Here is a 17,710-nt window from a genome sequence, read left to right on the forward strand (position 1 = left end):
CGCCGAAGCACAGTTGCGCGGCATTTGTTACTGCCGTCACAGTCTTTCGCCATGAAGAACCTGCTGACGCGATTCGAAGAAAAAGCCCCCGAGATCGTCTTCGAGTGGCACGACACCGAGACCACCGCCAGGGGCTGGGTCGTCATCAACTCGCTGCGGGGCGGCGCGGCCGGCGGCGGCACCCGCATGCGCCGCGGCCTGGACCGACGCGAGGTCGAGTCGCTGGCGAAGACCATGGAGATCAAGTTCACTGTCTCCGGACCCGCGATCGGCGGCGCCAAGTCGGGCATCGATTTCGATCCGTCCGACCCCCGCAAGGAGGGCGTGTTGCGCCGCTGGTTCGCGGCCGTCACTCCCCTGCTGCGGGCCTACTACGGCACCGGCGGCGACCTCAACGTCGACGAGATGAACGAGGTCGTTCCGCTCACCGAGTCCAACGGCCTGTGGCACCCGCAGGAAGGTGTCGTCAACGGACACTTCGGCAAGGACGAGCGCCAGCGGATCCAGCGTGTGGGCCAGCTGCGACTCGGCGTCGCGAAGGTCGTCGAGGACGCGCGGTTCACCCCCGCGACCAGCACGAAATACACTGTCGCCGACCTGATCACCGGATACGGCGTCGCCGAGTCGGTCCGCCATCACCAGCTCGTCTACCGGGGCACCGACCTCGCCGGCAAGCGCGTCGTGGTACAGGGCTGGGGCAACGTCGGCGCTGCCGCTGCCTACTATCTCGCCCAGGCCGGCGCCTCGATCGTGGGCATCATCGACCGCGACGGCGGCATCCTCGCACCCGAGGGTCTGTCCTTCGACGAGGTCCGCACCCTGTTGCTCGAGCGCGACGGCAACGCCCTGCGCAGCGACCGCATGATCCCCTTCGACGAGGTGAACGCCCGCATCTGGGATCTCGGAGCCGAGATCTTCCTGCCCTGCGCCGCGAGCCGCCTCGTCACCCGCGAACAGGTCGACCGCATGGTCGCCGCGGGACTCGAGTCGATCGCCTCCGGCGCCAACGTCCCGTTCGCCGACGACGAGATCTTCTACGGCCCCACCTACGAGCACGCCGACAAGTCCGTCGCCGTGATCCCCGACTTCATCGCCAACTGCGGCATGGCCCGGGCCTTCGCCCAGCTCATGGAGGGCGACGTGGAGGTCTCCGACGCCGCGATCTTCGGCGATGTGTCCACCACCATCGAGACGGCACTGCGCCGCTGCCACGACCGGTCGACCGAGCTCACCGGGCTCGCCGCGACCGCCTTCGAGATCGCACTCGACCAGCTGGTCCCGGCCGGGGAGCGCATCGATGACTGACACCCTGGCTACGGCGACGACGACCGGCGCTCTGGGCACCGCCGGGACGACGACCGGCGCCCAGAGCACCGCCGGCCTGCATCGCGCCATGCGGCCCCGCCAGCTCGTCATGATGAGCCTCGGCGGCGCCATCGGGGCCGGCCTGTTCGTCGGGTCGGGGGCGGGCATCGCCGTCGCCGGCCCGGCGATCCTGATCTCGTTCCTCGTCGCAGCCGTGCTCGTCGTGTTCGTGATGCGCATGATGGGTGAGATGGCCGCGGCCAACCCCGCCAGCGGCGCCTTCTCCGAACACACCGAGAACGCCCTCGGTCCTGTCGCGGGCCGGACCATCGGGTGGTTGTACTGGTTCCCGTTGCATAACCCCCCCCAATAACGCCGCTGGTCACAGCGTTGCAAGCCTCCGAACGGACAGATTCACGTCCGATCGGAGGCTATTTGCGCGCTCTGGACACATACGGTTCGGTGTGGCAATGTCCCGCCCGTAACAGAAAAAGAGCCCGCCGTGAGCAGCCACTCACGACGGGCGATCGTCCGACTATGTGGGAGTCGAACATGACACAGCGTAGCAACGCGAACGCGTCCGGCGGAATCCGTCGCGGACCGCGTCGAGCCGATCACTTCACGATCACGTCGAACGCCGTCGTCAACGACGAGCGTCTCTCGTTCCGGGCCCGCGGCGTGTTGATCTGGCTTCTCTCGAAGCCCGCCGATTGGCGTACGCGCTCGGAGGCGATCGCCGAGCAGTCTCCGCGCGAAGGCCGCGAAGCGATCCGTACCGCGATGCGCGAGCTCGAGTCGCTCGGATACCTCGTGCGCGAGAAGGTGCAGAACGAGCGCGGCCAGTGGTCCACGATCCAGACCGTTTACGAAGAGCCCGTCGAGCCGGGAGATCCGTCTCCCGAGCCGGGGCCCAGGAAACCGGGCCGCGGAGACGCGGACAACGGAGATCCGGGCGCTCTTACAAAGGACCGAGCACAAAGAACGGAGACCAACAACAACCACGGGCCCGCGACGGACGCTCACGTCGAGCACGTCGAGACGGCGTCGTCGTTGTTGGGGAAGATCGAAGAGAAGGCTCGCGAGATCCGCTCGGAAGACGATCGTCGGCTCGCCGAGCTCGAGACCGCCACGCTCGCCGCCGGACTCCCGGCTTCGTACTCCCGGATCCGCTCCGAGCAGCGGAAGGCGATCCTCGAGAGCATCCGCTCCCACGGGATCGAGCGTCTCGTCGACGCCGCGAAGCGCGCCCACCGCCCGGACAATCCGACGATGCACGTTCACGGCTACGTGCGCTTGTGGCAGGCTCTCCCCGCTCCTCGTCCGTCCGTCGCGGCTCCGAAGTGCTCGGAGTGCGAAGGGACCGGCTTCGTCTTGAATGACGACGATCTCGCCGTTCGCTGCGCGTGCCGCTCGACCGGACGGAGCGCCGCGTGATCCCGGACGCCGTCGTAATCGCCGCGCTCGCCGACGCTCAAACCGTCGTCGACGCCGGACTCTCCCGGATCGGCGAGAACACGCTCGCCGCTGACACGATTTACCGCGACGCGTACCTCTCGCTCGTCGCGAACCTGTACTCCGCTATCGGACGGGAAGGCACCCGATGAACAGCTTCGCTCGACTCCGCTCCGTCTCGCTCGCCGTCGTCGCGGCCGCGATCGCCGCTCTCGCCGTCGCGGGAGCGAGTTTCTTCCGGAGCTTCACGGCTCTCTCCGAGCTCGCCGTCGCGTACCACTTCCCCACCGAACAAGCGTGGACGCTCCCGATTGCGCTCGACGGGCTCGCGATCGCTGCGACGGCGTCCGCTGCGGTCGCGAAGACGCGTCGCGGTCGCGGGTACGCGTGGTTCCTGCTCGTCGCGGGAACGGTCGCGTCCGTCGTCGCGAACGGGATCCACGCCTACGAACTCACGGCGTCGCCGGTCGGAGTCGGGATCGCCGTCGTGTTGCCGCTCGTCACGCTCGCCGCGACACATCTCGCGATCGAGCTCGCACGACAGCACCGCGACGACGAGACGGAGCCGGGGACGGACCGGGATCGCGACGCCGCTCCCGTCGACGACGAGACGGAGCTCGAGACGACGCCGGCTCCCGTCGCACTGCTCCGCGTCGCGCCGGATCCCGAGCCCGTCGCGGAAGCTTCCGTCGCACCGAAGGCGACGCCGGTCGCACGGAAGCCGCGGCGGATCGCGACGGCCGGCGACGGCGACGAACTCCGCGACCGGGCTCTCCGTCTCGTCGCGGACGGAGTCACCTACCGCGACGCGGGAGCGAAGCTCGGAGTCTCGAAGGATCGCGTCTATCGATGGGTGAAAGAGCAGCGCGCGACGGAGGCTCCCGTCGCGGCCGCGAGCTGACTCCGGAAACACGAAAAGCGCCCGCCCCCAATACGGGAGCGGGCGCTTCGTGTCATGCGAGACCGTACTCGATCCGGTCGAAGCCGGCGGATCCCTTCGTGCCCGCGCCGAAGCTGCCCGTCGCTGTGACGGCGGCTTTCAAACCGCGGTATCCGGCTCCGGTCGGAACGACGTTCGTCGAGTCCGTCCACGACGTGATTGTCGCTTCGGTGTCCATCCGTACGACGGAGTACGTCTGTCCGATCGCGCGGAACTCGAGGTCGACTCCCATCGGGTACGAGCCCGCCGTTCCGCGCGCGGTCTGCGTACCGCCGATAACGGTATAGATCCGCGCTTGGTTGTTATGCAACACCACCCACACTCCGTTTGCGTCGCTCGTGTTCTCCGACGCGCGGCTCACGAGCACGGCTTCGTGAGCCGCGTCGTACGTGTACGCGCCGGGCTGCGACATACGGAAGCGCGCTACGACGTCGTCGACGGGAGCCGCGACGTCCGTCGCGCGATACCAAGCGGCTCGCTTCGTCGTGTTGAATCCCTGATCGACCGCGATCGCGATCCCGGACGCGACACGTCCATCCGTCGCGGACATCGCGCCGATCTTCGTCCACTGCGAGCCCCATCCGGTCGCGACGGCGGTCGCGAACTCGTCGACGAACGAGAACGGAGGGATCGCCGTCCATACGAGCTCGTCGCCGATCGAGATCTTCTCGATCTCCGTCTCTCCGATCGCGACCTTCGAGAGATCCGTTCCTCCGATCGATACGCCGGCCATGTCACGCCGTCCGGAAATAGATCGTGTTCGGATCCTTCGTCGCGAGCGCCGCGTACTGCGCTTCGGTGCCCGTCCAAACCGTGAGCGTCGTCGCGGTCCCGTTCTTCGAGCCGCGAACGTGACCGGCGGCGAGCTTCGAGAGCGCGATCGCAGCGCTCCCGGAAATGTCCGCGTCGACGATCGTCCCGTTCGCGATATGCGCGCTCGTAACGGCTCCGTCCGCGTCCGCGAGCGCGTCGATCGCGTCGCGTGCCGCGGCCGCGTCCGCTGCGGCCGCGAGAGCCTGCCCGATCGCCGACGCCTCCGTCGACGTACTCCCGGTCACGTAGAAGTTGATGATCTGTTTCAGGTAGTCCGCTCGGACCGCGCGCGACGTCGTCGCCGTGCCCGTCGTGCCTTCCGAAACGCTGATCGCCGACGGATTCGACGCGATCGTGACCCACGTTCCCCACGTCGCGCCGTACTTCACGCGCGCGAACGGAGTCGCGGTGTTCGCTGCGGACGCCAGAAACAGTGTCGACGCCGTCTCACTCGAGCCGTCCGGGACGTGGACAACGAGCACGTTGTACCAAACGCCGGCGGTCGTCGCCGGAGCATTCGTGACGTACCCGGTCCCGCCACGGACCTTGTAGTTACCGGGAGTCGAGAAATCGAGCGTGTTGAAGTCGCCGCTCGTGTAGGTCGCGACGACGTCGAGCCCGAGATCCGCCTTCGCCGCGAGACCGGGAACGGTCGGAGCATCCCACGTCCCGCCGAGATCGCCGGCGAGCCGAATCCCGCCCTTAACCGTCGCGGTCGCGTTCGGAACGCCGTCGAGGACCGTATCGGCCGCCTCCTGCGCGGACGCTGCGGCCGCTGCTGCTGCGACCTCCGCCGCGCCCTTCGCCGTGACCGCGTCGTTCTTCGCCGTCACTGCGTCGTTCTTCGCCGTCGTCGCGTCGTTCTTCGCCGTGACCGCTGCGTTCTTCGCTGCGACTGCGTCGTCGCGAGCCGACGCGAGAGCCGCGAGAGCCGGGATCGCGACGAGCTGCTCGTCGACGTCGAGCTCCCGCCGGATCTCGAAGACGAGCGAGAGCCCGTCACTCGAGAGCGAGACACTCTCAAGAGAGTCGCCGGCCGGACCGCGAACCACGGGCGTACCCGACGACGGGAGCACGGGAGCAGCGAGCGCGAGATCGATCGCCGTCGAGCCCGCGTCGGGATCGAGCGGATCCGGGCCCGGCACATACTCGACGAGCTCGAGATCTTCGATATCCGGCGTTGAGACCGGAATCCCGTTCAATTGCAGATTGAACCGAACGCGATACGTCCAATCCGGAGGGTTCACAGCCGCGGACGGAGCGAGCAGGAAGACGCCGCGCTTCCCGTTGTGCGTGAGATACCCGGATTCGTCGAGCTGTACCTCGATCGCCGTCGGGAACGCGACGACCGGATCCGGCGTCGCCGTTCGCACGAGCAGCCGCGGAGCCCGCGGAGTGAACGTGACAGAGCCCGTAAGCGGGACCGCGTCCGGGAAACCGCCGGCGATCGGATACTCGTCCTCGTCAGGACCGTCGCCGACGACGGCGAGCAGCCTCCCGACTACCTTCCCGTACGTCGCGGGCTGGATAGTTCCCACCGATCACACCTCCTCTTTCAAGTCGTCCGGGATCTCCGGCGGCTCCGGCACGTCGACGCCGGGAGCGTGCTGTCGGAGTAGAAGATCTTGCACCCGGATATGCCAGAGCAGCTCACGGACGAAGCCGAGAGCCGACGAGAGCAGCTTCCGATCGCGCGTCGATTGCGTCTCGAGCTCGTCGACACGCGCGCGGAGTTTCTTCACCTGTAGCGTCTGCGCCCCTACCCACGCCGTGAGGATTCCGGAGAACGCCATACCGAACGCCGTGATTCGCTCCGGCGAGAGCAGCTCGAGCAGCACGCGACTACCGCCCGAGCCGGCGACGAAGCTCGTCGACCGTGACGCGCCCGACGGCTTCCTCGAGGTCGCCGGCGGGAGCAGCGAGCCGGGCCCGAACGTCCGCGATCGAGCTCGATCCGCCGGCCGGCTCGACCGCCGGCTCCGAGCCCGGCTTCGGCACGTAGCGAGCAGCGAGCAGGAAGCCGGCCGCGTAAACGAGATCTTCGACGTTCGCGGTCCAAGCCTGCGCTTCGTCCGCCGTGATCCGGCCGGCGAACCACTGCACGCCGGCCGCGAGGAAGCACACCCCATAGATCACGAAGCGGATCGGCTCCCACTTCTCGACGATCTTCTCTCTCACTCCGCCGCTCCCGTCTTCTTGGCGATCTTCTTGACGAGCTCGTGAGTCGAGTACGAATGGAAGTCGGCGAGCCGTGCGTACGTCGGCATATCGAAGCGTTCGGCTTCGTTCGCGATCGACGGCTGCGGATCGAGCAGCGCCGACCGGATCGCGCGGATCCCTTCGAGAACTTCGCGCTGTTCTTTGTCGGTGAGTGCGGACAACAGTCCTCCCGTGTTCGTCTTCCGGAACGCGAGCGCCCACGTCTTCGGACCGATCCGGCCCGACGCGGGATCGCCCGCCTCCGCTTGCAATTGCTTTGCACGTCGCTCCGTCGCCGCGTCGTAACGTCCGGTCTCCGGGACGCCGGCGGCTTTCTGCCACAGCTTGAGACCGGCGATCCACGACCAATGTTCGCCGGACTCACAGCCGATCGATTCCCACGGGCCCGAGCTCGGTCCGTAGTACAGAAGTTCGCCGCCGAGCGGGAACACGTCCGGCGAGACGGGCCCGGAGCTCTCGTCGATCGGGCCCGCGATGTACCAGAAGTCATTCGACGGCCGGAACAGCTCGCTGTTCCATGCGCGCGGAGTGTTCCCGGACGGGTTCGCCGCCGTCGAGCCGGGCCCGTAGACCACTCCCGGCCACCCGCGAGACTCGAAGCTCATCCCTTCGATCGAGCACGCCGTATGTGAGTTGGCGCCGCCTCCGCCGTGCTGGTTACCGATCCGGAGGATCGCGTTCGCCGGGACCGCGGCCATGTTGTCCGCGCGACGGAGCAACGGAAGCGCGTCCGTGAGCTCCCGGTACCGGAGCCGGAACGACTCCGTCGAGCCGTACCGGGTATGTGGACTCTTGCCGTGGAGGATCGCCGCGGCCGCACACACCGCCCACGAGCAATCACCCGACCAATTGGTCGCCGCGGTTCCGTTCCCGCCGTACGCGTACGGCTGTCCGGCGTAGTAGTGCGCGAAGCCGTGAGCAGCATTCACGCGGGCCCTACTGATTGCCATGATGAAGAGCTCCTCTCGAGCTACGGAGCGATCACGGGGATCCCCCAAACGTGGAGGTTCGCCCGCTGATTCGTCCATGAGTAGTTACGCGTGCCGAGGTTCCGCGACAGCACGACATAGAGCGTCACGGACGTGTTGGCAGGCACGACGCCGGTCGTCGAGTCCGGCGCGAGAGCCGTCTCCGAGTACGGCATGATCGGACAACGGAAGACGTTCGCCGACGGGAAGCCGCCTCCGTACCCGATGATCGTTCCGGACGCCGAGCCGATCCGGACCTCCGCGTCGACGCGAGCTTCGCCGACGCTCTGCACGTGAATCTGTGTGTGAACGCCGCCTTCGACCATCGGACGCCACGCGACTTTCTGCGCCGGGATCGTGATCGTCGCGATCGTCGTCGTCGCCGCCGAGACATTCGAGCCCGACGAGAAAGAGTCGCCGGCGAGACCCCACGGGCCCAACCATCCCGGCCACGGCGCCGGCTTCCACAGCTCCGTATCTTCGTCGAAGACGAGCACGGAGCGATCCTCGAGCGGGACCGTGTCGTCGACGTCCGCCGCGGTCATGATCGGGCCCGGACCTCCCGGCGGACCTTCCTCTCCGACGCCGCCGCGCGGGATCGCCAGATTGAGAGTCTGATTCGGAGCCGTGCCCGTGATCGTCGCGACGGCGTTCTCGCCTTCGTCGAGCGTCGTCACAGTGCCGATCGTGAGAGCGTTCGGCTCTCCGCGCGGACCTTCCGCTCCGAACGCGTTCACGAACGGATAGAACGTCTCTCCGTCCCAATACATCACGGAGTTATTGGAGACGACGCGATACGCCCATCCGCGGTTACCGAGTCCGAGCGTCGGCCGGATCGCGTTAAGCGCGGCCATATCTGCGACGTCGCCGCGCCATACCCACGGCCACGCGTCCGGGCCCTGCGGACCGGGCTCGCCGGGATTCCCGGAGCGGAGCTCGAGCAATCCCTCCGTCGGCGTGACCTGGAAGCTGTTCACGACGTTCTCGAGCCCGACTCCGTCGTCGACGCCGATCATGCGGACGGAGACGAGATACTCGCCGATCGTCACTTCGGCCATGTGTGTTGTTCCCCTCTCACGACGCGACCGGGATCGCGTACACCTCGAAGTACGCGCCGGCCTGCCGGTGGTAGATCGTGTTCACGGGATTCGACGACGTACTTCCGCGCTCGACGCGGAGGTAGATCGTCACTTCCTCGTGTGCTGGCACGACGCCGACCGTCGACGACGGCGTGAGTTTCACGGGCGGAGAGTCCGTCGAGTTCGCGGAGCCGGACGTATCGAGCCCGGTCGCCTCCGAGAAGTACGGACGGATCTCGACGAAGCTCGCGAAGCTCAGGAAGATATTCCGGCCGTGCCCGACGGGTTGCCCATCCCACGAGCCGAGCCGCGCCCACACGTGCGGAAAGCCGTACGGCTCCGACGCGCTCCCGCCTGTCAGCACGCGACCACGGACCCGCGGACGCCACGCGAACGGAAGCGCCGGAATCGTGATCTGCCCGATCTCGATCGAGTTCGTATTCGCCGCCGTCGAGTCCGGAGCGAAGTCCGACGACGCCAGCGACCACGGTCCGTAACCCATCGGAGTTGGCAACGGCCGGAAGACACGACGATTCCGCGCCCACGCGAAGACGGAGTTCTGCGACGGACCGACCGTGTCGTCGTAGTCCGAAGCCTCCCGGATCCGGCCGAAGACGCCGATCGGTCCCTTCGGACCCTGCGGCCCGGCCGGAGTCACGATTCGGAGCTCGTCGCCGCGCGCGATCGCCGCTCCCGCATTCCGGATCCGCGGATCGGAGATCGTCTCCGTCACGTGGAGCGTGCTACCGAGAGCGACGGGCCCGCGCGGACCGACGGCGTCGACAGACTCTTTCCAATCCGAGCCCGTCCACGTCCACATCGAGTTTGTGTCGAGCGCGTGCCACCACTTCCCGCGATCGTCGGGCCCGAGCCCCGTCGGGAGAGCGCCAGCGTTCGCGACCTCTCCCGACTTGATCCACGGCGCCCGCGGCCGGCCGCGCGGACCGGGCTCTCCCGGCCGGCCGGCGGGAAGCGGGAGCTCGCTCGATTCGTCGTCGACGTCGAGATACGCGCGCGTGATCGGGAGCCCGTGCGGATCCATCTCACGCGTGATCGTCACCCGCGCCGGGAAGACGACTTCGTTCACGTTGTCTCCCTTCGTTTCCTAGAACAGCCCGAAGAAGTCGGCTTCCATGCCAACGTCCTTCGCGAGTACGGAGATCACCTGTGCGATCTGCCCTAGTCGGTTCCATCCCTTAACGGTCGGATCCTCTTCGTCGGCTCCGTCGCCGATCGTGAGCTCGAAGCGTCCGCCGCTCTGCCGATCGTCGGTGTGAACGGCTTCCTCGACGTAGTCCGCGAAGATCAGAGAGTCGAGGTTGAAACCGATCTGTTGCCCAACTTTGTAGTGGAGCCCGAAAATATATGGCTGACAGTCGATTACCGTCACGCGATGCGACGTGTATCCGCGCGTATCGTGCAAGCCTTGCAGCTTCGCCATTTGTCCGTCGATCGTGAACGCTTTCTCCGAGCCGCTCACGAAGTGATCGCGCCACGCGTACGGGCCCGCTCGCTGTACCCGACCACGGTTCACGCCCACATCGAACGCGAAGAAGACGTCGTCGAGCTGCCCACGATAGAGCGCGTCCAGACCGGGAATGCCGATCAGTGTTCCGAGCCACGAGAGCAGATTCTTAATCGCGATCTCGATCGCCGCGTTCACATACGACGGCGAGCGACCGCCCACGTACACGTGGGTAGCCATCGGCTTATGGAGCGCGATCTCCGACTCTCCGAGCCCGTCGAACTCGCTCTTGTGGTACCACACCCACGGCCATTCACGTTTCGTCCCGAGAAAGCCGGCCTGATAGACCGCTTCGTACTCCGCTTCGGAGTCGAAGTTCGGGTAACGGACCGGCGTCGTGCCGTCGTCGAGAAGATCTTCGATCCACGAAACGAGCCCGTCGAGAAGTGTTCCCGTCGGGCCCGTTACGTTGCTCTCGTCCTCGAAGCGAATGACGATCGTCGGCTCCTCGAGCCAGAAATACTCCGGTGCCGGCTGCTCGTCTTCCTCCGGGAGAAACATCTCCGCGCGGACGACGACGCCCGTGTTCTTCAGGAATTGATCGAAGAACGGGAACGCCATATCGAAGCGCGCGGAGCCGCCGATCCATTGCGACGTGTCCGTGAGCACGTTCGTCGGCACGACGACGATCGGGAAGCTCTCGAAGCTGTTCATCCGCTCCTGTCGAGCGAGATTCTGCCCGAGCCACCCGTTACCCATAACCGAGCACGCCGGACCGATCCGGATATCGTGCCGCGGAAACTGTGCGTAGAGCGGCGCCCACGGCGACGCCCACAGGCACGTCGTCGATAGGTGATTGAGATCGTCGAGCGCCGACACTTCGATCGTCTCGACGCCGTTCTCGTCCCGCACGAGAGCGACGCGATCCACCTTCCCGGACCACCGAGCGCCCTTCGTGTCGACGGTGATCGGAATCATCGCGTCTTCGCCGTCCGGGTTGTTGAAGAAATGGTCCCGGAGCGGCGTGTCGTGCGGGAGCGTCATCGCGAACGCTCCGACCTTGTTCCGTCGGAACGAATGCTGCTCGAAGAGATAGTCGCCGGCGACGCCGACTTCCTGCATTCGGTTGTCCCAGACGCGGACGTACGCGTCTGGGACCGTCCACTCCCTCTGCTCCTCGAGGAAGGCTTCGTCCATCCGTCGCGCTGCTGCGCGAGCGTCCCACTGCATTAGTACGGTCTCGTTCCGCGCGGAGTGATCTGCATGTAAACGGCCGAGTCCGTCGAGCCGCCTTCGACGCGGACGACGACTTCCTTACTCGACCACGGAGGAATCGACCGGAGCCACCGGCGGCCGCCGAGCTGACCCCACACGTTGCGACCGTTGAATCCGGTTGCCTTCGAGTAGAGTCGCGCGGTCGGCCGGCGGGGGTGCGTGTCGATTCGGAGCTCTTCGCCGGCGAGCAGCTCCGGAGTCTGCAAGATACGGAGCTCGTCTTCCGACTCGAGCGGATCCTCGATCCAATACCGACCGGGCCCGATCATCGTGTAGCGCGGCCACGCGGGAAGGTGCGCCGCGTTCCGGCCGCGAAGCACACCTTCCCCCGAGCCGTCGTCGTTCTTCCATCCGACCTCTTCGTCGAATGAGAAGTACGCCGGATCCATTGCCGTCACGCCGACGACGTAGCTCTCCGAGTACTCCGCCGCGGGATCCACTCCGGAGAGCGGCTGCGGATCGGAGTCGAGCTGGACGCGCGAGAAGTGCCACCCGTTGTAGCGGGTGAAGAACGCGAAGTGTCCCGGCACGTCGGAGTCGAGCGACCGGAAGAACGCGTCGTGACGCTCGAAGAACTCCCGGAACGTGTTCCCTTCGATCGTGATCGGGAGATCGAACTCGCGCTTCCCGCGGATGCTCCGGAGGAACGTCGCTCCGTCCTGCTTCGCCCCTTCGGACGTGAGCAGGTCGAGCGGCCCGAACATGTGCCCCTGCATTCCCGTCTCGAGGAATACGCCTTCGTTGCCGAAGTTCGGGCCCGCGAGATTCCACGTGCGCCCCGGAGATCCGTCCGCCTTCGGAGGCCCGATATAGACGATCTTCGTCTGTTCGGAGTCGAGAAGACTCATCTGCCAAACCCTCCCGTCCGCTGTGCTGCCAGAGAGCGCCGTCGCTGATTCCGCGCGATCACGCGGGAGACGGCGTTCGGATTGGGTCCGCTGATGTTGTAGGTATCGCCGGCGGATCCACGGGCTCCGAGCCCAACACCCACGGCGGTATTGAGCATCTCTTTCCAGTGGTCTTTAAAGAACGATTCCCACTGTCCGGCGGCGTTCTTCGCCCACTCTCCCCACTTGTCGACTTCCGGATTCCCGGTCTCGCCTTCGCCGTACGACGCGCCGACGCCTTCGCCGCCGAGCTGCTGCGGCTGCTCGAGGATCGAGCCGCCGAGCGTCGCGAGCTCGGAGACATTCCCGACGAGAGCCGCCGGATCGATCGGACCGCCGTTCGCGGCCGCGGTGCCCATAGCGACGAGCTCGCCGGCCTTCGTCGCGAACGTGCCGATCTGCTCCGCCTTACCCGCGAACGCTTCCGCCTTCGCTTGAAGGTTCCCGAGCATCTGCGAGAGCGGTCCCGGCTCGGAAGCCGAAGCCGCGGACGGTTCGGCCGCTCCGGACTCCGCCGTTCCCGTTGCCGCCGTAGCGAGCCCGGTCCCGGTCGCCGGAGCCGCCGGAGCAGCCGCGGCCCCCGCGAGAGCGCCGACACTCGACGGCCAATTGGTCACGAAGACGGGAGTCCCGGATCCGCTTCCGCCGCTGCTGCCCGAGCTCGAGCTCGAGCTCGAGCCGCCGGCGAACGACGAGCCGCCCGAGCCGCCCGAGCCGCCCGAGCCGCCCGAAGCGCCCGAGCCGGATCCGCCGGCGAACGAGACACCGTCGGAGAGCGAGCCTCCGAACGTCGGCGAACCGAGGTCTCCGCCCGCGAAGAACTCCGGCGGAAGGTGAGCGTGATCGGTATACATCGGGTCATCCGCACCGGCGGCGATCCCGCCGTACTGCCCGTCTCCGCGCTGACCGCCCATCTCGAAGTTGACGCCGTTCGGGAGCGTCGCGGACGTGTGACCGCCGTACGGACCGCCGTTGAACCAACCAACATTGAGCGATCCCGCGGGCCCTAGACCGGGCTGGAACCCGCGCTTCGCGAGCTCCTGCTCCATCGTGCCCGTCGCGAAGCGCGACGCGAACGGATCCCGTCCGGTCGCGAAGTTCGCGAGCGCGGAGACCGCTCCGGAGCAGTCGCCCCAATTGACGCCGCCCCACACGTACGGCTCGCCTTCGACGCCCTTCGCGAAGTCGACGAGCTCGTCGGCCGACACGAGACCGCCGTCGGCGAACCGCGGAAGCCGCGAGAGCAGCGACGAGCGAGCGTCGAGAAACGCGCCGACGAGCTCGTTATCGTCGCTCACGCCACGCGGAGCGCCCGCGGCCTTGAAGTCACCGTCGACGACGAGCGCACGGAGCCACTCCGCGGAGTCGAGCACGCCGCGACGAGCGTCGAGAAACGCGCCGATCGCTTCGTTATCGTCGGAGATCCCGCGCGGAGCGACGTCTCCGCGGAAGTCGCCGTCCTGCACGAGCGCGCGAACGAACTCCGCGGACGGTACCCATCCGGCGTTAAGCGCCCGGAGGATCGGAAGGTTCGCCGCGGTCGCTTCCGCGTTCACGACGAACTCACCCTTCGACACGAGCGCCGTCGGCATACCGTCCGGACCGACTCCGAGGATCGAGTCGCTCGTTCCCGTGCCGGGCCCGTAGAGCATCCCGTCCGATCGCCGGCCGGCCACCTGTCCGCCGGAGCGGAGAGCTTGCAGCGATGCGCCCCACGAATTGAGCGACGCCGCGCCCGGAACAGTGAACGGACCGACTTTCGCCGGGATCTTCTGCAACAGCGAACCGACGTAGCGAACGGGAGCTTTGAGTACGTCGACGACGCCGGAGAACGCCGACTTGATACCCGACGCGACGCTCGACGCGATCGAACCGATCGCGTTCATACCGTCGCCGATCTTCGTAAAGATCGGGCTCAGGAAGTCCCACACCGCGGAGATAGCGGTCTGGATCCCGTTCCATGCCGGCTGGATAGCTTCGTTGTAGAGCCACGTCGCGACGTCGCCGACCGCGCGGAACGCTGTCTGTGCTCCGTCGATGATCGGGCCCACGGTCGCATTCCAGACCGTAGAGATCACGGACGAGATCCCGTTCCACGCGGGAACGATCGCGTTGTTCCACAGCCACGTTGCCGCGTCGCCGAGCAGCCCGAGCGCGATCCGGAAGTTCTCGAGCATCGGCGAGACGAAGCCGTTCCACACCGTCGACACGACGCCGGAGATCCCGTTCCACGCGGGCATGATCGCGGAGTTCCACAACCACATTGCCGCGTCTCCGACGGCCTTTCCGCCGGCGACGATTCCGTCGAATGCCGGTTTGATGAAACCTTCCCACGCGCCCATCGCCGCGGATTTGATTCCATCCCAAGCACTTTGAACGATCGAGCGGAACGTTTCGCTCTCCCGGTACGCGTAGATCACGCCGGCCACAAGCGCCCCGACTGCTGTTACGAGAAGCATGATCGGATTGGCGTTCATCGCGAGATTGAGCGCGACCTGCGCCGCGCTCCACGCCATCATTGCGCCCTTGATCGCGACGATCGTTCCGACGAGCGGAGTGACTGCGATCGCGAGCGACTTGAGCGCGTCGCTGTTCTGCATGACGAAGTTCGCGAGCGTGCCGAACGCGTCCGTGAGCCCGCCCATGATCGAGCGTTTCAGAGACTCGAGCGCGACGCCGGGACCGCTGTTCATGGTCTCCGCGGCTTCGGCCATAGATCCCTCGAAGCCGGACATCGAGTTACTGCCTTCGGCGATCGCGGAGAAGAACTCCGGGATCTGATCGACCGCGAGATCCTCGAGCGGAGTACCGAAGAGAGCGATCGCGGTATTCGCGCGCTCCGCCGGATCCTCCATCTCGAGCAGCGCATACGAGACCATTTGCAGCGCGTCCTGTGCCTCCGCGCCGCCGATCGCGACCTTCCGGCTCATTTCCTCCGCGTCGAGACCGAGAGCTTCGTACGCCTCCGTCGACGCCTTCGACATATCGGAGCCGCGGATCGAGAACTCTTTCAAGCTGTCGCCGGTCTTGTCGAGCGCCCACTTTCCGCGATCCGCCGCGTCGACGAGCAGATTGAAGGCTTGCTCGCCGTCGAAACCCAAACCGCGGAAGTGCGTTCCGTACTCGTTGAGAATCTCCGGGAGCTCGTCACGCATAGCGGCCGGCACGCGCTGGAACGACGCGGTCATGAGATCGAACGCTTCGGTCGAGTCCTTCGCGATCCCGTTCGTCACGAGCTGCGACGCCGTATGTACGGCTTCGGTTATGTCCGTGTCGAAGATCTTCGCGAAGTTCATCGCGTCCGCGCCGATCGCCTCCATAGACTTTTCGCCCTCGAAGCCGGCGGTCCGGAAGCTGTTCGCGACGGCGGAGATCGCCTCCGCGGAGTCTTCCATCGAATCGCCGAGCCCGGCACGGTAGAGCCGAGCGGCGTTCTCGCCGTACTCCTGCGCGAGCGGTCCCGTCGCGCCGAGCTGCGCGGCGAGCTTGTTCTCGATCTGTGCGTTCTCGATCGCTTGCATACCGACCGCGAACGCTCCGCCGATCCCGGCGGCTGCGGTCGCGAGCCCGGCGAGCTTCCCGCCGGCGGCGTCCGCCGATCCGCCGAAGTCGCGGAGCGCATTCGACCATCGGCTAGTTGAGCGTTCGCCTTCGTCGGCTTCGTTGTTCGCTCGAGCGCGCGCTCGCGTGAGCTCGTCGACGGCGGAGGCACGGCCAGCGGCCGCGCGATCGGAGTCGCGCTGTGCTCGAGCGACGCGCTCCTCCGCCTCCGCGAGCTCCGCCGCCGTACGGCTCGATTTGTTCCGGACGTCGTCGAGGTGCGCCTCCGCGATCCGGAGGTTCCCGGCCGCGTCGCGCTCCGCGTCTCGAGCGGCCGCGAGCCGCTGCGACGCCGCCCGGATCGCGGACTCCGACGATTGCATCCCGTCGGCGACGGCACGCCCGGCGTCTTGTCCGGCACGGCGAGCCGCCGGCACGAGCTGATCGCCGATCTGGGATTGCAGGCTCCCTTGGAGCCCTGCGAGCACGGGGATAACTTGGAGTGACGCGTAGCCGATCGGCTCGCTCAATGTGCCTCCCCTCCGGCGTTCCGGGCCCGCTTCCGCGCTTGGTACTTCCGCAAGATCGCTTGACGCCGCGGAGATTCGAGTCGCGACGTCTTGATCGGCTTCGGTCGCGCGGGATGCGGCTTCCCGGACAGAATGTGCGCGAGATCCGCGAGGAGATACGTCTCGTCATCCCACCGCGGCTTCCCGTTGTTGAAGTGCTTCGCGATACGCGAATCGCCCGGAAGATCTTGGATCCGGACCCATATCTCCCGGAGCGTGAGCTTCCGCGTGCCGGCTTCGTCGAACCTCCACCGATCCGAGTAGCGGATCCCGTGGAAGCGCGAGAGATCGGCTTCCACGAGATCCGCGTGATCCTCGAGGAATCGGAAGAGGGTCGTTAGTTTCCCGCTGCTCCGAAGCCGAAGCGGATCGCGACGAGCTCCGCGAACTCGTCGAAGTCGCGCTTCTTCGAGAACTTCGTCAGGTAGCGGGCCCACTGGCGCGGTCCGAGCAGCATCTCGATTGCGTCGATGTTCCGGCCGCGAGAGAACGCCTGGACCGCGAGCACGTGCCAATCGTCCATGTCGGCCGCGACGCGGAACTTCTCACCGCGGAAGACGATCTCGACGGTCGCGTCGCCGTCGGCTTCGCGCTGCGCCGCGCTCTTCTTGTGATCCTGCGGCCGCGGAGCGTTCGCGGGAATGTCGAGTCCGCTCCGCCGCTTGCCCTTCTTGCCCTTGCCGCGCGGCCGCTGCTCGCGAGCGCGGAGAGCCGGCTCCCACGAACCGCCGGGAGCGTCGTCGAGCTGCTCGTCGTCCTGGCGCTCGTCGTCGAAGTCGACGTCGGCGTCGTCGTAGTCGTGTTCGGTGTAGTCACTCATTGCGGGGATCCTTCGTGTTTCGTAGGTGCAAGCCGTCACGCTCGACGAGCGCGCCGGCGACGTGCGCGACGATCTGCGCGATCGCCGCGACGCCGTCGTCTCCGTCGACTTCGAGCCGGATCGAGCCGGCGAGCTCCGTCGCGAACGCGACGAGACGGTCCGACGTCGGCGTCGTGTCGACGTCGAAGTCTTCGTCGTCGTCGACGTCCGCGGCCGCGAGCTCGCGTCGGTACTCGAGCGCGCCGGCGGCGAGCCGACTCCGCGGGACCGTGTAGTTCCCGGCCGCGTCGACCGCGCCGATACTCTCCGCGAACGCGCGGATCTCGGACTCTCTGATTACTGCCATGCGGGGATACCTTCCTGTTGGGAGTCGGGAG

General features: G+C 66.8%; 16 protein-coding genes and 1 pseudogene. 5 read left to right on the forward strand and 12 right to left on the reverse strand.

Translation table 11 applies throughout. The features are described 5' to 3' along the window. Positions 1-51: 51 nt before the first annotated feature. The 5 genes and pseudogenes from U9J23_RS22080 to U9J23_RS22100 all read left to right on the forward strand — a co-directional run bounded on the left by U9J23_RS22080 (position 52) and on the right by U9J23_RS22100 (position 3,658). The gene (locus tag U9J23_RS22080; RefSeq protein WP_016692537.1) at positions 52-1,305 is read left to right on the forward strand and encodes a Glu/Leu/Phe/Val dehydrogenase dimerization domain-containing protein; all 1,254 of its coding nucleotides are present in this window, start codon (positions 52-54) and stop codon (positions 1,303-1,305) included. Continuing rightward, positions 1,298-1,651: pseudogene (locus U9J23_RS22085) on the forward strand (amino acid permease); the annotation flags it as partial. The gene U9J23_RS22080 and the pseudogene U9J23_RS22085, both read left to right, overlap by 8 nt. Before the next feature lie 206 nt (positions 1,652-1,857). Beyond that, positions 1,858-2,739 carry a replication protein gene (locus U9J23_RS22090; protein ID WP_326600470.1) on the forward strand — a complete coding sequence of 294 codons (882 nt, stop codon included), beginning with the start codon at positions 1,858-1,860 and terminating at the stop codon, positions 2,737-2,739. Then, positions 2,736-2,909, forward strand: coding sequence for a hypothetical protein (locus tag U9J23_RS22095; RefSeq protein WP_326600472.1), 174 nt, complete (start codon positions 2,736-2,738; stop codon positions 2,907-2,909). Before U9J23_RS22090 ends, U9J23_RS22095 begins: the two co-directional genes overlap by 4 nt. Beyond that, positions 2,906-3,658 (forward strand): DUF2637 domain-containing protein, encoded by a 753-nt coding sequence (locus U9J23_RS22100; RefSeq protein ID WP_326600474.1) that lies wholly within the window; start codon positions 2,906-2,908, stop codon positions 3,656-3,658. The genes U9J23_RS22095 and U9J23_RS22100 overlap by 4 nt, the downstream gene beginning before the upstream one ends. A 52-nt stretch (positions 3,659-3,710) precedes the next feature. Here the strand turns inward: U9J23_RS22100 and U9J23_RS22105 are convergent, their stop codons facing one another. The 12 genes from U9J23_RS22105 to U9J23_RS22160 form a co-directional block, all read right to left on the reverse strand. Beyond that, a complete protein-coding gene (locus U9J23_RS22105) occupies positions 3,711-4,430 on the reverse strand; it encodes a hypothetical protein (RefSeq protein WP_326600476.1) in 720 nt (239 codons plus the stop codon). A gap of 1 nt (position 4,431) precedes the next feature. Continuing rightward, a complete protein-coding gene (locus U9J23_RS22110) occupies positions 4,432-6,048 on the reverse strand; it encodes a phage upper tail fiber protein (protein ID WP_326600478.1) in 1,617 nt (538 codons plus the stop codon). 3 nt (positions 6,049-6,051) lie between these two features. Next, a complete protein-coding gene (locus U9J23_RS22115; protein WP_326600480.1) occupies positions 6,052-6,348 on the reverse strand; it encodes a hypothetical protein in 297 nt (98 codons plus the stop codon). A gap of 4 nt (positions 6,349-6,352) precedes the next feature. Then, on the reverse strand, positions 6,353-6,688 hold the full coding sequence (locus U9J23_RS22120) for a hypothetical protein (RefSeq protein WP_326600482.1): 336 nt from the start codon (positions 6,686-6,688) through the stop codon (positions 6,353-6,355). After that, a complete protein-coding gene (locus U9J23_RS22125) occupies positions 6,685-7,680 on the reverse strand; it encodes a peptidoglycan-binding domain-containing protein (RefSeq protein ID WP_326600484.1) in 996 nt (331 codons plus the stop codon). Before U9J23_RS22125 ends, U9J23_RS22120 begins: the two co-directional genes overlap by 4 nt. 20 nt (positions 7,681-7,700) lie before the next feature. Beyond that, positions 7,701-8,756, reverse strand: coding sequence for a hypothetical protein (locus tag U9J23_RS22130; protein WP_326600486.1), 1,056 nt, complete (start codon positions 8,754-8,756; stop codon positions 7,701-7,703). Between the two features lie 16 nt (positions 8,757-8,772). Then, on the reverse strand, positions 8,773-9,864 hold the full coding sequence (locus U9J23_RS22135) for a hypothetical protein (protein ID WP_326600488.1): 1,092 nt from the start codon (positions 9,862-9,864) through the stop codon (positions 8,773-8,775). An 18-nt stretch (positions 9,865-9,882) separates the two neighbouring features. Then, positions 9,883-11,439, reverse strand: a complete 1,557-nt coding sequence (locus tag U9J23_RS22140) for a Gp37-like protein (RefSeq protein WP_326600490.1) — start codon at positions 11,437-11,439, stop codon at positions 9,883-9,885. 32 nt (positions 11,440-11,471) lie between these two features. Further along, entirely contained in the window at positions 11,472-12,365 is an 894-nt protein-coding gene (locus U9J23_RS22145; protein WP_326600492.1) for a phage tail protein, read from the reverse strand. After that, the gene (locus tag U9J23_RS22150) at positions 12,362-16,474 is read right to left on the reverse strand and encodes a phage tail tape measure protein (RefSeq protein ID WP_326600494.1); all 4,113 of its coding nucleotides are present in this window, start codon (positions 16,472-16,474) and stop codon (positions 12,362-12,364) included. Before U9J23_RS22150 ends, U9J23_RS22145 begins: the two co-directional genes overlap by 4 nt. 376 nt (positions 16,475-16,850) lie before the next feature. Beyond that, positions 16,851-17,333 carry a hypothetical protein gene (locus U9J23_RS22155; protein ID WP_326600496.1) on the reverse strand — a complete coding sequence of 161 codons (483 nt, stop codon included), beginning with the start codon at positions 17,331-17,333 and terminating at the stop codon, positions 16,851-16,853. Further along, entirely contained in the window at positions 17,326-17,679 is a 354-nt protein-coding gene (locus U9J23_RS22160; protein WP_326600498.1) for a hypothetical protein, read from the reverse strand. The genes U9J23_RS22155 and U9J23_RS22160 overlap by 8 nt, the downstream gene beginning before the upstream one ends. Between the last annotated feature and the right edge of the window lie 31 nt (positions 17,680-17,710).

Source organism: Rhodococcus sp. PD04, from assembly GCF_035918275.1.
Lineage (GTDB): Bacteria > Actinomycetota > Actinomycetes > Mycobacteriales > Mycobacteriaceae > Rhodococcus > Rhodococcus rhodochrous.